Source organism: Chryseobacterium defluvii, from assembly GCF_014204415.1.
GTDB lineage: Bacteria > Bacteroidota > Bacteroidia > Flavobacteriales > Weeksellaceae > Chryseobacterium > Chryseobacterium defluvii_A.
In genome coordinates this window covers 326891-344565 of the sequence record NZ_JACHLE010000003.1, presented here as the reverse complement: position 1 = coordinate 344565, position 17675 = coordinate 326891, and the positions used below count along the sequence as shown (strand labels likewise).

At 36.1% G+C, this 17675-nt stretch carries 18 protein-coding genes; 12 read left to right on the top strand and 6 right to left on the bottom strand.

The annotated features are described in order from the left end of the window. The first annotated feature begins 865 nt into the window (after positions 1-865). Positions 866-1825 (top strand): hypothetical protein, encoded by a 960-nt coding sequence (locus HNP38_RS13150; RefSeq protein WP_184190258.1) that lies wholly within the window; start codon positions 866-868, stop codon positions 1823-1825. Further along, positions 1806-2180 carry a tail fiber domain-containing protein gene (locus tag HNP38_RS13145; protein ID WP_184190256.1) on the top strand — a complete coding sequence of 125 codons (375 nt, stop codon included), beginning with the start codon at positions 1806-1808 and terminating at the stop codon, positions 2178-2180. The genes HNP38_RS13150 and HNP38_RS13145 overlap by 20 nt, the downstream gene beginning before the upstream one ends. A 385-nt stretch (positions 2181-2565) precedes the next feature. On the opposite strand, the gene HNP38_RS13140 is transcribed toward HNP38_RS13145, so the two are convergent. Then, positions 2566-4203, bottom strand: a complete 1638-nt coding sequence (locus tag HNP38_RS13140) for a helix-turn-helix domain-containing protein (RefSeq protein WP_184190254.1) — start codon at positions 4201-4203, stop codon at positions 2566-2568. Positions 4204-4717: 514 nt separating this feature from the next. Here HNP38_RS13140 and HNP38_RS13135 point away from each other — a divergent pair. Beyond that, the gene (locus HNP38_RS13135; protein ID WP_184190252.1) at positions 4718-6751 is read left to right on the top strand and encodes a hypothetical protein; all 2034 of its coding nucleotides are present in this window, start codon (positions 4718-4720) and stop codon (positions 6749-6751) included. A 231-nt stretch (positions 6752-6982) separates the two neighbouring features. Here the strand turns inward: HNP38_RS13135 and HNP38_RS13130 are convergent, their stop codons facing one another. From HNP38_RS13130 to HNP38_RS13110, 5 genes are all read right to left on the bottom strand, one after another. Further along, entirely contained in the window at positions 6983-8803 is a 1821-nt protein-coding gene (locus tag HNP38_RS13130; RefSeq protein WP_184190250.1) for a S8 family peptidase, read from the bottom strand. A gap of 279 nt (positions 8804-9082) precedes the next feature. Next, positions 9083-9829 (bottom strand): LytR/AlgR family response regulator transcription factor, encoded by a 747-nt coding sequence (locus HNP38_RS13125; RefSeq protein ID WP_184190248.1) that lies wholly within the window; start codon positions 9827-9829, stop codon positions 9083-9085. After that, positions 9826-10623 (bottom strand): sensor histidine kinase, encoded by a 798-nt coding sequence (locus tag HNP38_RS13120; RefSeq protein WP_184190246.1) that lies wholly within the window; start codon positions 10621-10623, stop codon positions 9826-9828. Before HNP38_RS13120 ends, HNP38_RS13125 begins: the two co-directional genes overlap by 4 nt. Beyond that, entirely contained in the window at positions 10599-11255 is a 657-nt protein-coding gene (locus HNP38_RS13115) for a hypothetical protein (protein ID WP_184190244.1), read from the bottom strand. Before HNP38_RS13115 ends, HNP38_RS13120 begins: the two co-directional genes overlap by 25 nt. A gap of 39 nt (positions 11256-11294) precedes the next feature. Continuing rightward, a complete protein-coding gene (locus HNP38_RS13110; protein ID WP_184190242.1) occupies positions 11295-11831 on the bottom strand; it encodes a hypothetical protein in 537 nt (178 codons plus the stop codon). A gap of 300 nt (positions 11832-12131) precedes the next feature. Between HNP38_RS13110 and HNP38_RS13105 the strand changes: the two genes are divergently transcribed. From HNP38_RS13105 to HNP38_RS13065, 9 genes are all read left to right on the top strand, one after another. Then, a complete protein-coding gene (locus HNP38_RS13105; protein ID WP_184190240.1) occupies positions 12132-12473 on the top strand; it encodes an NHLP leader peptide family RiPP precursor in 342 nt (113 codons plus the stop codon). A gap of 106 nt (positions 12474-12579) precedes the next feature. After that, positions 12580-14574: an adenylate/guanylate cyclase domain-containing protein gene (locus HNP38_RS13100; RefSeq protein WP_184190238.1), complete on the top strand. Its 1995-nt coding sequence runs from the start codon at positions 12580-12582 to the stop codon at positions 14572-14574. Between the two features lie 481 nt (positions 14575-15055). Beyond that, on the top strand, positions 15056-15385 hold the full coding sequence (locus HNP38_RS13095) for an NHLP leader peptide family RiPP precursor (RefSeq protein WP_184190236.1): 330 nt from the start codon (positions 15056-15058) through the stop codon (positions 15383-15385). An 11-nt stretch (positions 15386-15396) separates the two neighbouring features. Further along, positions 15397-15747 (top strand): NHLP leader peptide family RiPP precursor, encoded by a 351-nt coding sequence (locus HNP38_RS13090; protein WP_184190234.1) that lies wholly within the window; start codon positions 15397-15399, stop codon positions 15745-15747. Between the two features lie 61 nt (positions 15748-15808). Then, on the top strand, positions 15809-16171 hold the full coding sequence (locus tag HNP38_RS13085) for an NHLP leader peptide family RiPP precursor (RefSeq protein WP_184190232.1): 363 nt from the start codon (positions 15809-15811) through the stop codon (positions 16169-16171). A gap of 29 nt (positions 16172-16200) precedes the next feature. Continuing rightward, complete coding sequence (locus HNP38_RS13080; protein ID WP_184190230.1) at positions 16201-16521, top strand: TOMM propeptide domain-containing protein; 321 nt, start codon at positions 16201-16203, stop codon at positions 16519-16521. A 24-nt stretch (positions 16522-16545) separates the two neighbouring features. Further along, positions 16546-16875: an NHLP leader peptide family RiPP precursor gene (locus tag HNP38_RS13075; protein ID WP_184190228.1), complete on the top strand. Its 330-nt coding sequence runs from the start codon at positions 16546-16548 to the stop codon at positions 16873-16875. A gap of 24 nt (positions 16876-16899) precedes the next feature. Beyond that, a complete protein-coding gene (locus HNP38_RS13070; RefSeq protein WP_184190226.1) occupies positions 16900-17262 on the top strand; it encodes an NHLP leader peptide family RiPP precursor in 363 nt (120 codons plus the stop codon). Positions 17263-17295: 33 nt separating this feature from the next. After that, entirely contained in the window at positions 17296-17652 is a 357-nt protein-coding gene (locus HNP38_RS13065; RefSeq protein ID WP_184190224.1) for a TOMM propeptide domain-containing protein, read from the top strand. Positions 17653-17675 lie beyond the last annotated feature (23 nt).

Sequence of the window (17675 nt, the reverse complement as noted above, 5' to 3'; positions counted from 1 at the left end):
AGAATTAGGAGAAAAGATAAATAAATCTGTCAAAACGAATAAAAAAATAGGGCAAAATTTGGGACAGAAGCCGCCCATATTTTAGCTAGTTCAAAAAGCTTGGGTACAACATGGGTACAACAAATGGCGATTTCTTACGGCTTATCTTAGTTTATAATGAAAATAAAAATCGCCATAAACGCCCTAAAATAAGCCATTTTACACTTTTTAGAACCAATTCTAATAGGGCTTAAAATCCTGTGCCTCTTTTGGCGTGCGGGTTCAAGTCCCTCCTGTGGTACTGGCTGACAATCAGCACATTAGCTCTCTTTTAAGAGGGCTTTTTTTATGCCCGAAAATTAACGGATACAAGATTAAAGGATCTGCATCCGGACCTATAGAACAATTCACATCAGGCATATCGTCTACTGATCATTGATACTGTAATTCACATAAAACGGGTAGCCAAAACGGCATGGCACATCCATTTTTTATCATTTATTTCATCTTCATTCTGCAGAGTTTCTCTGTCAAAGCGGGTAAAGTTATGGCAGGAATATTTTTGCGATTTTTAAGTTCCTGGCCTTTAGGTTTTTCATCATCGGTTATTTAAATGTAATAAAAACAACTAAAAAGAATTATGAATAACATTCAATCTTTTACATTGAATCCAATAAAACACGAAGAGATCTTCTTTACTAAAAATCAATTGAAATGCGCCTGCATTTTTAAACAGGATATTTGATATTTCTCCGACTATTAAAATAGCACATAATATTCCTGAAATTAATAATTCCGGGAGTGTTTTGCTTGGTTCCTGGTCATGAATTACCTGTAGTTTGCCATTTAAATTTATTAACTCATGATGAAAAATACTTTATTGACAATGTCAATTTTTCTAAGCTGTCACGCATTTTCTCAAGTTGGCATTCAGAATTCAAATCCTCAAGCTACCCTGGATATCTTTTCAAAAGGAGTGGATGGCTCAACCAAAGCTTTAAAAATTAATAATGGTTCCTCTCCATCCAGAGAAATGGTAACTGTTTTAGACAATGGAAATGTAGGAGTAGGAATACCTAATCCTGACGCTTCCCTTACGGTAGGAGCTGCAAACGGCAGTTTTCCGGGTTATATGAAATTAAATCCGCAGAATACGGAGAGAGAAGGAGGGCAAATAGATATAATGGGCTCCCCTGTTGGTTCTACAAAAAACTGGAGTATAGATCAGTTTAGCTGGCCGGGTATTTCTCCCACATTCCGAATTTTTTACTCCAATAAATCCACGGGTGCTGCGGACGGGAGACAATTCTCCATAAGCGAAAATGACAATGTAGGTATTAATGAGATAAACCCTCAGGATTTACTTCATCTTTATGGCACGCCTGGTGGATTCGGACCTGTGGGTGGGATATACCTTACAAATCCCCAGGATGGATCCTGGGCAAGATTAGGCCAGGGGCATATACAATTGAACAGGGTTACACCTTTTGCAGGACATGTGGGAGGGTATATCGATTTTAACGGAGGGTATGAAGGAGGAGGAAGCAGCTTCCGAATAGCAAAAACGGCATTAAGCAGCGGCTTAAATGCATTGGCAGTTACTATAAATAATGTATCCACAGATATTAACGCTTTACCTCTTTATATTCACTCAGATGGCAGAGTAGGGGTAGGCACCAGCCAAAAATTCACTGCGGCTGCCAATATTAGTGTACGAGGTCAGGCTGCAGCAGAGGGCTGGAGTGTAAGACATGGTACCAATGGTTTTTTTACGGGAAATAGTTTTAACATTTCCTGGGATGGGGTTCATGCAGGTGTTTATATTGATGGAACGTTTTTTAGGTAATTTTTCTTATACGAGTGATTATCGTCTGAAAAAAAATATAAAACCCGTTACCGCAAACGCAATAGACCGAATCATGCAGCTGCGGGCGGTTACTTATGAATACAAAGATATTCCGGGCAGTATATTCAAATCGGATGGAAAAATACATGAAGGTTTCATAGCACATGAGCTGAAAACAGTTATTACAGATGCTGTAAACGGGGAAAAAGATGCTGTTTCAGGTACGGGAGAAATGCAGTCACAGACTTTAGATCCCATTCCCGTTATTTCAGTGCTAACCAAAGCCGTTCAGGAGCAACAGGTGCAAATTGAGCGACTTATACAAAGAATAGAACAATTGGAAAAGAAGCTTTAAAGTAAAAGCACTTTGTAAAAAATCAATCCTTATCAGGAGCTTCAAAAACTAATTTTAAGGAACTGAAGATTCAGGATTCCGTATGCTTGTTTCATAAAGTTACAGATGCGGGGTAGAAATATCCTGCTCTCTGTAAACTCTTTGGTTGATTAAAGCGCCTATAAGACTCAATTTTAAAGTTATTTGAATCTTAGATCCTTCTAAGAACTTAAAATACCGTGCCTCTTTTGGCTGTTTTGCGGCTTCAATTTATTTGCTTATACCTCAGATGCGGCTCTCTTTATGAAAGATTTTTTCATACCCTGAAATGAATATAGCATTCAGGATGCTAAATAAATGGTTCAAAATAAATAATCATAAGGTAGCGGATTAAAATACCTCAGAATTAAACAGATTCATTTTTCAAATTCTGAATGAAATAAGACGGTGTTACCCCATTTATTTTTTTGAAAGCAAATACAAATACCTGACGTGATGCATATCCGCATTCTTCAGCCAGGTAGCTTATCTTGTATTGCCTGTATTTGGGATCATTATACAACTTATGAACAATATAATCGATCCTTAAAGTGTTGATATAATTGCTGAAATTTTGAGCTTTGTTATTTTTAATGATCTCTGACAGATATTTTGGATTGGTATTCCACTGATTGGAAAGAAAACTGATCGTGAGATCTTTCCTGAGAAATTTTTCTGAATTTTCAAATGCTTCTAATTTTTTCAGCAATTTTCTTTCCGTCTCATCAGCGATATTGTTCCTGTTATAGGATACAGGTAATTCATTTTTATCTGTCTCTTCTGAATTTTTTAGAGCTTCATTTTTAAGCTTCTCTATCATTTGCTCATACTTTCTGTGAGTGACCCTGTTTTTTCTCCTCCAGAGGATCCATATGCCGGTTGCGGCTATCAGAACAAATATTGAAATGAATATTAATTGTTTCTCCGTATTTTTCTTATGATTATCACTTACCTCCGCTACCATTTCTTTCATTGTTGTGTCTGCATTGCTCTTATCAGCATAGCTTAGGCTGTCTTTAAGAAAAGTATATTTTTCCATATAGAATTTTGACTTTTCTTTTTCGCCGGTTTCCAAATAAGAATTGGCCAGGAATTCGAAAGATTCTACCCTGTGATAAGGATCATTGAACTGTTTTTCTAATTCCAGGGCACGCTTTGCAAAATCAATAGACTTTTTATGTTCCTTTTTCTCCATATACAGCCAGCTTACCTGGTTCAGCATCATGATCTTATTGTCAGGAGGGATATTATACTCTTTATTTTCGTGAATTTTTAATCCTTCAAGAAGATGTTTTTCCGCAGAGTCTATATTTCCTTTCACGTTAGCCTGCTCGAGATAAAATATACCCAGACGCATATCAATAAAAGAAATTTGGTCATATTTAGGTATTGTTTTATTATTGTCTCTGATCTGCTTTGCTGTTTCAAGGCTTTTGTTGAGATAGTACACAACAGAATCTTTGGATGTTTTATTCTCAAATCTTTTATTAATATAATATATAGTCATATTCTCATAGCACAGGGCAAGCAGATATAGTTTCTTGTCTGTGTCAGCAATGGTTTCAGCATAGCTGATCGCTGTTTTAAAGTCCTTCAGACTAACATCGCTAAGGCCAAGATAACCGAGAGCAAGTGCATTCCTGCGATAGATATTGGATATAAAACCGTAAGTGTCTTTTTTATTTGCTGCTACTTTTTTCAGCTGATTTCCCAATTCAAGAGCTTCTTTGTTTCTGCTTTGTTTCAAATACAGGTCCATCAGATAATCACCGCTTTGCAAAACTCCCCAATCATAGTTTAATTTTCCGGATTCCGCTTTTAGCTGAAGTAATTGAGTTTCCATCAGCTTTGGATCAATATCAGGAGTCGTTGCGATATCTTTTAGTTTCTTATCAATACTTTCTTCAGGTTGGAGTGTTGGACCAGATTGCTTCGAATTTTGAGCATCAATAGAGATAGTATGAAAAAAAATAAAGGTGAGAAAGAGGTAAAATAATTTTTTCATTAAAAAGATTACATTTTTTAATTCTTAAGGTTTTTTTTATTGAAATTATATCAATTCTTCGATCATTCCTTTTCGTTTTTCTGCAGCCTTATATCAATAAGGTTTGTTTGCTTATGATGGTAGTACGGGCAAGCTTTTCTTTATTGGTTTTTTCTTAGGAATAACATAAAGACCAACAGAAAAATATAAAGAATAAATCTTTGTATGCCCACCTTGGCATTTGTTCAAAAACCAGCTCAAAAATACAATATTCATATATAATGACGGCAAACATTTCGACAGAATAATTTCCGGTTTTTATAAATATCAAAAAAAATATTAAACGGCGTGATTATCAATAAATGTATTTGTAAAACAGCTGTTTATATATGGAATGATTTCTGAAATTATGATAAGTAATCATTGCCGAAACTGCCGGGTCATACTAATTTTGTATAGTAATGTATAGATCCGAATAATATATTGTTGCCATATAGTATCTGGTAGAATATTAATTACTAAATATAAACTTAAGATGAAAAAGAATGTAATTTTAATCACTGTCCTCTTTACAGGTGCAGTCGTTTATGGACAGGTGGGGATTAATACCGCTGCTCCTAAAGCGACCCTGGATGTTGTAGGAAAACCCTCAAATGCATTATCTCTGGATGGTATTATTCCACCCCGGCTTACAGGAGATGAGCTGGCTGCAAAAATTTATACTGCAGATCAGAAAGGTGCGGTTGTTTATGCTACATCAGCAGCCGGCATACCGGCAGGGCAGGTTGCTAATGTAACCGGCGAAGGAATGTATTATTTTGATGGAAATGTCTGGATGAAAACCTCCGGAGCAGATACCAATATTTATAATACCAGCGGTACACTTACCAATGCCCGCACACTGACCATTGGGGGGAATTTACTCAATTTCCTGGGTTCTGATCAGGTGACACAATGGGCAAGCCAGGGATATTTTTATCAGATGGGATTAGCTTCTTCTCCTTCTGGAGATGCCTCAATGGCTCTGCTTTCAGCAGATAAGGACAGTAATGGAAAACAATCCCGGATGGATATCCAGACCTTTCCCGAAGGAGATGGTGTTATTACTGCAAGTGGTGATGCTACATCTTTAATACTGCAGACTCATATGACAACAAATTCGTCCCCCATATCGTTTGTGACCAGTGCTGGGGGGGAGGCTTCAGGGACAGAGAAGATGCGTATCACAGGAGAAGGCAATGTAGGGGTAGGCGCTGCTACCCCTACCGAAAATCTTCAAGTTGCAGGTAATATCCGGATCGAGAGCCTGCCATTGAATGGCAGTACGAATGCAATTTATACAGCACCTGACGGTTCGGCATCTGCTGCACAGGACCAGACCTTTACAGGAACACGAACTGTAGTGGCGGATGCTAACGGGGTATTAGGATATGTGTCCGGATTGCCACTAAACTCGGGTTCTTGGAATAATGTTGCTACTCATACTTTTGCCACAGCAAACACTCAGGATATTTATCAAATGGGCAAGGTAGGAGTAATGACGGATAGTCCCACAGGTTTATTCCATGCCTACAATAACAGCTCTTCTACAAACCCTTTTACTGTAGAGTCTGACAATGCCGGATCTTTTGCAGGAAATGACACATATTTTTACGGATATGGAACTTCTTTGACGCCCGGTCTTTTCTTTATATCTGCAAGAGGATCCAAAGCCATTCCTGAAATTCTGCAAAACGGGGATTTGATGGGAGAATATAATTTCGGGGGATATCTTTCCACAGGATGGAATTATACTCTTACCTCAGTTCGTTCTTCTTATGATGGTGATGGAACCACAACTGACAGTTCTCTTGATCTTCTTACAAGTGGTTTGGGAAGAATGAAAATTGCTGCTAACGGAAATGTGGGGATCAATACCCAGACTCCCACAGAAAAACTGGATAACAACGGTATAACAAGACTTAGAAACCTTCCTCAGAATGGAGCAACCAATGCGATCTATACCCAAAGCGGCGGTACTGCATCAGCTACCCAAAATCAGACCTTTACGGGAACACGAACTGTAGTGGCAGACGCTAATGGGGTATTAGGGTATGTAACAGGATTGCCAAGCGTTGCAGAGCCTAATACCCAAACTCTGACCTATGCAAGAAAAACGGTAAGCCCTATTGATGCCAATACGCCTACTAATTCTGTTGTTACTATCGGAACATTGAGTTTAAGATTTAACGGGACATCTGCAGGGGCTGCTAATATGGAATACAATTTGTCTTCGGCTAATCATGTGACTATTTTATATCACAAAGCAGGTAGCGGAGGAGCTAATCTGGAAGAATGGGGAAGACAGGCTTCTGCAGCCAATACTTGGTACAGCTTTAATGGTGAAACAGGAAATGCCACCAGAGATATCAATCCGAATAACAGGGATATAGCTTATGCCATTATAACGCTGCATAATACAAAAGAGGTCTACAGGATAACAGCCAATGCTAATGGAAACATTGCTGCCGACGGATCAGTACCGGCAGTAACCTCTTCCATCACATTATTTGTAGAAAGATTGCAGTAATTTATAATCATAAGGTCAGATATGAAATGAAATTATTGGAAACTCTTTTTTAAAGCAATACAAATTTATGACTGATCCGGAGTTTGCTAATTTCGAATCAGTTATCAGTCGAATGAAAATCAAAAGAGTTACGGTCTTAATACTGTAACTCTTATTTGAATGTTTATCTTATCAGATATGAGAAGGGTATTATTATTTAGTACTCCTTCACTATTTATTACATGAAGATTATTAACTGTTAACTAAATTAATTACAATATTATCTTCAAATTGATTTTGACCTAATAGCTCTACACTTTGTACACAATATTTAATCTTTATATTGTAGCTGCCTGGTGAAGCATTCCTTGTCAGCAAAGCAACTTCCCTGGAAGAGCAGGAACAGGGATTTAATGTTTCAAAACAAATTAACTCCTCTGGAACAATTCTCACAGAATTTTCTCCATTTGGAAGTACCTGATTAGGGGTAATAATGATTTCTGAAATCATAAGATTGTTAAATTTGATGTTAGAGTAATTATTACAAATACGTAGATAGGCAATTTCTGTATCGTGTGTCTCTATATTATCCTGAGGTGAGTCTGCCCAATGTAAGCTGAAACAAGGCTTAAATTTCGGAATATTGATAGTTTGACATGCTCCTTGAGCTATATTAGCTTCACAATTAAGACTTTGAATGATTTTGAATTTTCTTTTTCTTTTGTTTTCTACCTCTCGTGCTTTAATAATTTGGTTTAATTTACAGGGGGAGCAACCACATCCACAAAGAATTTCTTCTAAAAATTCCAGACTTATTCTACCTGTCCCCAAATACACAGGCGAATTATAAGGCTCTACATAAATTCTGATTATTTTGCGAACCGCAGCTAAGCTAAGATCAGGGTATTTAGATTTTATTAAGGCAATCATCCCACTCACATGAGGAGCAGCCATTGAAGTACCTTGCAAATACTGAGTAGAACCTGCCTGGCTCAAAGATCTAATCTGCACCCCAGGAGCACAAACATCTACTTTGGATCCGTAATTAGAGAAACCGGCCCCATGATCAGATGGATCAGTTGCCCCTACTACAATAACATCGGGATGATTTTGAGGGAAAATCAAATTAGCATCTATTGCATTATTTCCGGCAGCAAAAACTAAAATTTTATTTAAAGAATTAGCATAATTAATTGCTGCTACCATAGGAGGGTAGCTTGGGTTAGGCGAAGCAGATCCCCAACTGTTATTAATTACTTTTACATCAAAAAAAACAGATGCTGCCCATTGTATTGCAGACGTAAGATCCGACATAAATCCATAACCTAAATTATATAATCCTTTTATAGGTAAAATTTTCGCACCTGGCGCAACCCCGGTAATACCGAATAAATTATTCTGTTCTGCAGCAATGGTTCCTGATACATGAGTACCATGAAATACAGGTGCATTTCCATCTAAAGGATCTGTAAAGTTAGCACTATTATCTGATGTAAAATTTAATCCTTTGACAGTAGGATGATATTCATAAAGATTATTGTTAATATCAGCATGATTATAATCTAAGCCAGTATCTATAACCGCTACTGTTACATCGCACCCCTTAGAGCAATCCCAGACATCTCTTGCCTTAATTTTCTCAAGACCCCAAAGAATATTATATTCTGCATCGTTTGGAACGGGTACGGGAGTGGCATTAATTTCCATAATCTGGTCATCAGAAATTGACTTCACAGCCTTATTGTCCTTATTTTTTTCAATAAATGAAGCCTTCTCTGCTTCAGAAGCAAAAGTAATTTTGAAAAAATGATATAAAGCCTTTTCTTCCTGAGAATAATTACTGTAATTATCTGATAATACTTTTTCTTCATCAAACTTTTGTAGTTTTCCATTATTTTCTACAACTTGTTTTATCAGATTGTTTGTAGAAAATAATCTTTCAAATGATTCTACTTTGCCAATCTCAAGAACTTTTTTAGCATCTTTTAGGAGATATTCTTTTTCTAATTCAACAACGCATGTTAATTTTAAATAATTGTTGAAATCTTCTAAGTTTTTGAATTCTTTTTTCATGATTTTAATTTATTAGTTTGCCTGCTCTCTACGGTTTTAGGCATCTACCGTCTTACTCTTTTATAGGGATTTTCAGAATTGCTCCGCGATAGAAAGGTTGCTTTGCAAAGATTGTATGAATAACAAAGGGATACAATATCCATTGGTTAAACTGTCGGAATGATTCGATAAAAGTTGGATTGTATCGGGAGAAAAGAAAACTCCCGGGAGTTTAATGTATTCTATTTTCTGTAAAAAACAGAAAATATTAAAAGAAAATAAGATAATGCGGAGAGAGAATTATAGTTTCCCTATCAGATCCAGGAAAGCCTCTCTTTTATTTCTTGCAACCGGAACGGAGTGATTTCCATGAAGTTCCACAATGCCGCTGCGGTCATACCTGTTTAAAAAATCTAAATTGATTAGATGCGATTTGTGGATCAGGAAAAAATTAAGGTTTTCCAGCATTCTATAGAAATATCCGATACTGTAAGAGCTTACCAATTGCTCATTGTTTTTAAGATGAAGGATCGTGTAACCCTGTAACCCTTCCAGACGGATGATGTTTTGAATTTCAATAAAATCTAATCCTTTGGACGAAGGAATGGCAATTTTTCTGTTTTTGCCCTGATTGAAATTTAAATTTTCTATAAGCTGCCTGTTTTTAAGAAGAGCTGTTTTTTGCTCAATATTTTTTTTGGCATTTTCCAAAGCCAGTTTTAAGTCGTCGTTGATGATAGGCTTCACAATATATCCTATGGCGCAATGTTTAATAGCTTCAATGGCATAATCTCCGTAGGCGGTCACAAAAATTATTTCAAAAACAGGATTTTCAATTTGCTTTAAGAAATCGAAACCATTCATTTCCGGCATTGTAATATCCAAAAATATCAGATCAGGAGTAAGGGCTTCAATAGATTTCAGGGCATCTTTCGGATGCTGAAACTCACCGGTGATAAGGATATCCGGGGCTATTCTTTCCAGCTTACTCTTAAGAATAGAGATAGCCTTTCTTTCATCATCAATAATAAAAGCTTTTATGCTCATAATGTTTCTATTTTAAGGGTGACTTCTGTGCCCTCTCCCCCGTTAGAGGTCAGATCTTCAATACTGTACGCTATTTTCCATTGCCTGCCATCTCTTAATAACCTTAGCCTTTCTTCCAGTATATGAGTATGGGTGTTCAGATGCCTGTGTGTATTTTTATAGAGTTTTTTGGACTGATTAATCCCTATACCATTATCTCGGATAATCACAAAATAAGAATTATTATTGTTTTTTTTGAAAGAAATCCCGATTTCTCCCGGATCTTTTTTATGAAAAATTCCGTGATTGACGGCATTTTCTACAATTGGCTGAAGGATCATAGAGGGAATTCTGGTAGTCTCTGTTTCTATCAAAGGATCCACCTCTATGGAATATGAAAGCTTGTCTTCAAACCTGAGCTTTTCAATTTCCAGATAATGGCTGATGAATTCCAGCTCCTCCGAAATGGTCAGATCTGTTTTCCGGGCATACTCGAAGAAATTCCGTACCAATTGTGAAAATTTAGCTAAGAAATCTTCAGATTGTTCAATATCATTTTGCTGAATGAAATAGAGTACCGTATTTAAGGCATTAAAAACAAAGTGAGGGTTCATTTGGGACCGAAGAGCTAATAATTCTGCCCGGTTAATAAGGACTTCATTCTCCAGTTTTTCCTTAAACTTTTCTTTAAGAATATCGTTTTTGGTTTGGGTAAAACGATAGAATAAAAACAGAAATACAATAGCCACCAGTATGAAAATACAGGAAAAAACTACAAAAAGTTTTAAGGTCAGTTCATTTTCTGAGGTTTGCATAAAAATGCTAATATATAGAATATGTATAATACAACGTTTAACCCAATGACAAAAAACCGGCTGATGTCATTGGTAAAATCCAGATACTTTCTCAATAAAAATAAGGGAATAATACCCAGATTAAAAATGAGAAGCCCGCACGAAAAGAGAAAAGAAGGAGAACCGGATAAATTGTCGATCTGCTTTTTCTGCATAAGCTGTGAAAAATAATAAAAAATACTTATGATCACCGTACATGCTCCGGTTAAAAACATATAAGACTGGAGATCAGTATAAAAATCTTCCCACAAGAAAGAGGCAATAATACTCATTAAAAATACTCCGCCTAATAAGTAGAACGGAAACCGGATCTGCAGGTTCTTATAATAGATAAGATACAGAAAGAAAGAGATGATAGTATAGATATTATAACAAAAAAAGTTCTGGGGAGCTAAAACGAAACCAATATATATTGCCGAAATTTCTGTGAATAATGCGAGGGCAATAACCCAGACAAATAAACGGTCATTACTCCGGATCTTATTGTATCTGAAAACCCCTATTATCAAAGCAATGAATAAAAGGGGAATAACTATCTTCTGCTGGAGCCAGAGATGGCTTACCATGTCATTCAAAACAGATAAATATCGCATGTCTATTTCTCTTTTGTACAATTATTATATAATAAGGATCTATTGCCTGAATACTTTGGGAGGATTTCCTGCGCCGGCATAATCCAGAGGACTTACGGAATTAATATCCTCACTGTTGTTCCCCTCAATGGTTTCTGTAGAAGCATCACTTCCGGACATTTTTGCATTGGAATTGACCGGAGGTAAAGTCTTTTTTTCCGTAGGAACAATAAATACCGTATTATACCCGATTTTTGAATCAGAAATACTGTTCAGAGGATAAGCTCCCATATATATCCTGAAGCCATTTACGGTTTTACCATTTTTAGAGGCCTCTTCCTCGGCATAACAAATATACTCTTTAAGTTTTTCTTTTGAAAACCAGAAAGAATCCACATCATCTGCATAAACGGCTGCATGTCCGGATTGTATCTGCTCCTGTTTATTTCTGTAATTGGTTTGGAGGTTATAAGCCTGTGAATTCGTAATCAAACCCTGTGGGATCTGTTCCGGGGTGCAGCATTTTTTTATACAGATACAGGAAGTCTGTAAAAGAAGTAAAATGACTGTGGCTGAAAAAATAAAAATACGTTTCATGGTTGTTTTTTATTCAAAGATGAAGCGGATTATTCTAATGTACAACTCATATTCGATAAAATGTAGGTTTCATCCGATGAAGTGTTATTTATCTTTATCCGGTTATTCTGAACTCTTAAATTTTTTCCGTAAAAGGCTTTTACAGATATAATAGTAACAGTTTTTATTAATAGATCAATTTCACAGGCTTACATACCGAAGTGTTTTTGTCGGGCTATTTGTCTGTTTTGTCAGAAAAAATCAGAATAATTTTACACTGTACCACTGGGAAAATTATGTTTAATTATAAAATACTAAGTTATGGAACTGACAAACGATCAAAGAATTTTGCAGTCTATTGTACAAAAAGCATGGAGGGACCCTGTATTTAAAAACAATTTACTGCAGAATCCTGTTGCTGCTGTAGAGAGCTTTTTAGGGCATCCCATTAATCTTCCCGAAGGTAAAAAAATATCCTTTGTTGACCAGACGGACACTTCAACTATTTTCATCACTATTCCCGCAGAGCCGGATATAGAAGACATGGAATTGGATGAAGAGCTGTTGGATATGGTTTCAGGGGGAGAAAACCTCCCGCCGGTAATTGTCAAGCCCGCAAACTATGATGGCAATGGCAACCTGCTAGGTGGAAACCAGCCCTGATAAAGCCCTGAAATAAAATAAGAACGTATATATTCCTCAGATGAGTATGTGCGTTTTTATCATTTAGTTTTTCCCTAAAATATTCTGAAAAATGAAAAATGTTTGGATGAAGATACTATTTTTTCTTTTTCTATTTTTAAATGGAATAGGAGGAAGCACATATGCACAGACTAAACTAAAAGGGAATAATACGATCCTTAAAGAGCATTCGGATAAGCGAGATGCAGACAGCCTCCTTGAACTGGGGATCAGGAACCAGGACTCAGGGAATTTTCCGCAATCTTTATCCTTTTTTGAACAAAGCCTGAAACTTTACCAGAGTATGGGTAAGATCCGCAATATTGGGGATTGTTACAGCTATATAGCGACAACATACTATTACCAGGGAGATTATTCAAAAGCATTGTCCTTTTTCCAGAAAAGTATGGAAACCTATAAAAAAGCGGGGCATAAAAGGGGGATCGCATCAATATTGAACAATATGGGTGGCGTGTATTATTACCTTGGAAATTATCCCAAGGCACTGGAGCTCTACAAACAGGCCATTGTTTTCCAGGAAGAAGCCGGAGACGAAAAGATCATAGCGGCTACCACCCAGAACATCGGGGGGATCTATTCCAAAGTGAAAGATTACCCGAATGCTATGAAATATTATAATAAAGCATATTCCATCTATAAAAAACTCAATGATATAAAAGCTGTTGCCCAGAGTTTGAATGCAATAGGGTTTGTTTACATAAAACAGGACAATTATCAAAAAGCATTGGAAAGCCTTAATCAGGCACTGGCAATTGCAGATAAAGAAAATGACAGGCAGATAAAAATAGAAGTGATGTCTAACCTGGGAGAGCTTTTCTATAACCATTCTGACTTTGAAAAAGCATTGTCCTATTACAATCTTTGCCTGAAATATTCTGAAGAGATCAGCAGCTTACAGTATGAAAGTGATTCTCAGGTTGCCATCGGAAGTACCCTGCATCAATTGGGAAAATACCGGGAAGCGATAAATAAATGTCAGAAAGGACTGAAAATAGCGGAAAAGCTGGGCGCAGTTTCTGGAAAAAAAGATGCCTGCGCGTGCCTGTATAAATCCTATAAGGCATTAGGAAACAATAAACAGGCCCTTGAGTATTACGAAAAGGAGCATATTTTCGAAGACAGCCTTCAATCCGAAGAAACTTCCAACAGAATGATGAACATGGAATTTCAGAAGCAGCAGCTGGTCGACAGTATTGCATACGTGAAAAAAGATCACATCGTTCAGCTCAGGCATAAGGAAGAGGTACAGAAAAAAGAAAAGCAGAAGAATATGATTATGGTATCTTTGGGCTTTATTCTTATTCTTGCAGGGGGACTATGGAGCAGGCTGAATTTTGTAAAAAAATCAAGAGAAGCTTTAAGAATAGAAAAAGACCGCTCAGAAGAGCTATTACTAAATATCCTTCCCGAAGAGATAGCCGAAGAGCTGAAAGAGAAAGGCAGCGTAAATGCCAGAAACTTCAATCTTGTTTCCATTCTTTTTACAGATTTCAAATCCTTTACCCAAACTGCTGAGAAAATGTCTCCTCAAAGCCTGGTACAAGAGATCAATATCTGCTTTAAAGCATTTGACCTGATCTCGGAAAAATATCAGATAGAAAAAATAAAGACCATAGGAGATTCCTATATGGCAGCAGGAGGCATTCCGAATCCGGATGAAAATTCGCTTAAAAATATAGTGCTGGCAGGGTTAGAAATGCAGGAGTTTATGGACAAAAGAAAAACTGAAAACCTTGAAACACAGATACCGGCTTTTGAAATGCGGTTGGGAATACATGCGGGACCTATCGTTGCCGGGATTGTGGGTGTGAAGAAATTTCAGTACGACGTCTGGGGAGATACCGTAAACACCGCAAGTCGCATAGAAAGCAACGGGATCGTAGGAAAAGTAAACATCAGCGAGTCACTTTATAACCTGATCAAAGATGAAGAATGCTTTGCCTTTGAGTATCGGGGTAGCATCCAGGCAAAAGGAAAGGGTGAAATAGAAATGTATTTTGTAGAAAAGAATACATCTTATCTTATGAACAATCCTGTCCGATCAGAGGCTATTACTGTTTAACAAAAAAATATTTTGTTAATTCTTTAATTAATCTTCTTTACAGAACTTCTTCCGAAATATAAACCGGCTTAAACCTGGCAGAATATCTCATACTCTTGAACCGTCAGGAATTATTTTTAAGAAGTTAAGCCGATTTAAGATCAATTATTCTGATTTTTTTAAAACATAGGAGACTTCTTTCTTAGCTGCTTATTAAAACTTAGTGGTTCAAAAAAGCAACAGGCAGGGGTGTTTGTTGTCTATTAATCAATTCGATAAAAAGACGAGCTATAATTTTCTTTTTTGTCGGTTTTTTTGTCAGTTTTATAAAAAATCTCTGTTTTACCTTTACATTATACAAAAAGAAAATTGTTGGGAGTAGATGATTAAAACAACAATTTGCTTCTGAAGAAACAAAAATATCAATGAGTGATTTTGTCGGGAAGTTTGGCAAATCTATAAGAAAAAGTCACTTTACCTTTATATCATACAATATTGAATTATGGAACAGAAGAAACAAGAAATTATACAGCAGGTTATTTCTAAAGCTTGGGAAGATATGAACTTCAGAAAAGAGCTGGTTGTGGATCCTGTAACTGCAATAGAAAAATTAACAGGAGTAAAGGTGGTTTTGCCGGAAGGAAAAGAACTGATTATTGTTGACCAGACAGATAAATCTAAAGTATATGTCAACATACCTGCAGAACCGGAAATGGAAAACATGGAACTGTCAGAAGAGCAGTTAGAGATGATAGCAGGAGGGGCGCAGCCGGTATGGAGGGATTTGGTAGATGGGATGTTCCCGGATTTAAGAGATTATATAAAAATTTAAAATATCAAATCATGGAATTTACACAAGAACAGAAGTTATACGCAGAGATCGTGCAGAAAGCATGGGAAGATGCAGAATTCAAAAAGGAGTTAATCGTTAATCCATTAGAGGCAATTGAAAAACACATGGGAGTCAAATTGGCTCTGGCTGAAGGAAAAACATTGGTAGTAAGAGATCAGACAGATGAGTCGACGGTACATATCAACATTCCAGCCCAGCCAAAGCATACTGTGGATGTTGAATTAAACGAAGAGCAATTAGAGTCTGTATCTGGAGGAGTTTATATTATAGATAAAGATCGTATTGGTGGGCCAATAATATGCTTTCCCCCAGAAGATGTGATTATTTGCGAAAATAATTAAAAAAAAATTGATAAAATCTTCTTTTATATAAAATCATATTAACATTTATTAATTAATAATTATGGAACAAACAAAAAATCAAGAAGTACTACAGAGGGTACTTGAAAGAGCATGGGAAGATGCTGAATTTAAAAAAGAGTTAGTTGCTAGTCCAATGGCAGCTATTGAAAAACTAACAGGTGAAAAATTAGAATTGCCAATTGGTAAAAGGCTGGTGATTTTAGATACAACGGACGAGTCTGTGGTTTACTTAAAAATACCAACTAAAGAATCTTTAGAAGCAGAGCTTACAGATGAACAATTAGAAATGGTTGCAGGAGGTGTTGTTAATCCTGTCAAGGGAGGAGGTCTTATTGTTTCTTGCATGGCTGGTTGTGATGGAGATAGTACATTGCCTTGGCTTCAATATTCATTACCAGGATAATTTCCTAATATTTAAAATTACTGGGGATTATGGAATTTACACAAGAACAAAAACTGTATGTAGAAATTGTACAAAAAGTATGGGATGATGCAGAATTTAAGAAAGCATTATTTAGAGATCCTGTAGAGACTATTGAAAACTTTATGGGTAAAAAAATAAACTTACCAGAAGGTAAAACTTTAGTGATAAAAGATCAAACTGATGAATCTACACTTTACATTAATATTCCTGCAGAACAAAATTTAGAGGATGTAGAGTTAAATGAAAGACAGTTGGAGGCAGTAGCAGGAGGAAAAGGTATTTTAGATGTTATTGTAGATTTATTTCAGTTATCTACTCCCAAAATATAAGTTAAACAAATTAAAATAATTATTATGGAACTCACACAAAAACAAAAATTGTACACAGAAATTGTACAAAAAGCATGGGAAGATGCTACTTTCAAAAATGAATTAAAAGCCAATCCTTTAGATGCTATTGAGAAACTTACAGGTATTAGATTAAATATACCTGAAGGAAAAACTATTGTAGTTCAAGATCAAACTGATGAATCTACATTTTACATTAATATTCCTGCGGAACAAAAAATGGAAGATATAGAGTTAAGCGAAGAGCAATTAGAAATGGCTGCGGGGGGGTATAATGGGTTTTGGACTGGAGTAATATATTATACCACTTTTGGAGCAGTCGATATTAACGCTTAAAAATAAACTTTAAATAAAAATACTATGAATTTTACAGAAACAATACAAAACTCACAGAAAAACTTAGAGAAGTTAGTAAATAAATGCTGGGAAGATGAATCTTTTAAACAAGAACTTATTGCTCAACCTGTTCAAACTATGGAAAAGTTTTTTGGTAGATCTTTAGATTTGACTAAACAAGGTAAATCTAAAGTTGTAGTAAATGATCAAACAGATTCGTCTGCAATATATGTTAATATTCCTGCAAAGCCTAATTTTGATAATATGGAATTGTCAGATAGCGAATTAGAAGCAGTTGCTGGTGGATGGTTTGTTACACTTTTATGGACATCAATCAGTTTTGGAGATGGTGATCCTGGAGATGCTTCTGTTAGTGTTAGTAAATGATTAAAAAGATTCTTAAATAACAATAAAAATACTATGAATTTTACAGAAACAATACAAAACTCACAGAAAAACTTAGAGAAGTTAGTAAATAAATGCTGGGAAGATGAATCTTTTAAACAAGAACTTATTGCTCAGCCTGTTCAAACTATGGAAAAGTTTTTTAGTAGATCTTTAGATTTAGCTAAGCATGGTAAATCTAGAGTTGTAGTAAATGATCAAACAGATTCGTCCATCATATATGTTAATATTCCTGCAAAGCCTAATTTTGATAATATGGAATTGTCAGATAGCGAATTAGAAGCAGTTGCTGGTGGATGGTTTGTTACACTTTTATGGACATCAATCAGTTTTGGAGATGGTGATCCTGGAGGTGCTTCAGTTGGATTCTAAAGGTTAAGATAACTTTTTCTAAC